Origin of the sequence: Streptomyces musisoli, from assembly GCF_016741855.1 — a bacterium.
Lineage (GTDB): Bacteria > Actinomycetota > Actinomycetes > Streptomycetales > Streptomycetaceae > Streptomyces > Streptomyces musisoli.
Map to the genome: position 1 here is coordinate 1 of NZ_JAERRH010000091.1, position 1,120 is coordinate 1,120.

The following is a 1,120-nucleotide window of genomic DNA, read 5'->3' on the forward strand; positions in this document are numbered from 1 at the left end:
CACGCCAACGCGCCAGATCACCCGTGCGATACATGCGTTCGCCGGGCGCGCCGTGGGGGTTCGCGACGAACCGCTCGGCGGTCAGACCGGCGCGGTTCACATAGCCACGCGCCAGCTGCGGTCCCGCCAGATACAACTCACCCGCAACACCCACCGGAACCGGCTGAAGACCACCATCCAGGACATACGCGCGCGTGTTCCACAAAGGACGGCCGATCGGCGGCACCGCCACCACACCACCCGGCAACGGATCACTCGCCGTGGAAGCCACCGTCGCCTCCGTCGGACCATACACATTCAACAGACGCCGGCCCACAGCCCACCGCGCCGCGACGTCCGGCGCACACGCCTCACCCGCCACGATCAACGTCACCGACTCCGGCAGACCACCCTCGGCCTCCAACACCGGCAACACCGCCGGCGGCAACGTCGCATGCGTCACCCCCGACCGCACGATCACATCGACCAACCCCGGACCCGGCACCAGATCCTCAGCCGAAGCAACCACCAACGCCGCCCCCGCCAACCACGCCGGCCACACATCAGCCACCGCAGCATCAAAACTCGGCGAAGCGAACTGCAACAGCCGGCTCTCCCCCGACACCCCCAACCGCGCAATATGATCCGCCGCCAGATTCGGCACACCCCGATGCGTGACCACCACACCCTTGGGACGCCCCGTCGAACCCGACGTATAAATCACATACGCCGCACAATCCACCCCCAACACCGACAACCGCTCACCATCACAAAGGTCATCGCAAGAAAAACCCTCGGCATCCCGAACCAGAACCCGAGCAACACCCTCCGGCACCTCAACACCGGAATCCTCCGCCACCACCACAACAACCGGCGCCGAATCCCGGAGCATGAACTCCACACGCTCCACCGGATACGCCGGATCGACCGGCACATACGCCCCACCGGCCTTCAACACCGCCAACATCGCCACCAGCAGATCCACCGACCGCGGCAACACCAACGCCACCACCGACTCCGGACCCACACCACGACCCACCAACAACCGCGCCAGACCATTCGCCCGCGCATTCAACTCCGCATACGACACATCCCCACCACCGGACACCACCGCCACAGCATCCGGAGTACGAACCACCTG

1 protein-coding gene is annotated in these 1,120 nt (G+C 66.0%); it reads right to left on the bottom strand.

Annotation, left to right across the window (positions count from 1 at the left end):
• The coding region (locus tag JK361_RS40580; protein ID WP_307787458.1) for an amino acid adenylation domain-containing protein at positions 1–1,096 on the bottom strand (1,096 nt) is incomplete at its 3' end.
• Positions 1,097–1,120: the final 24 nt, after the last annotated feature.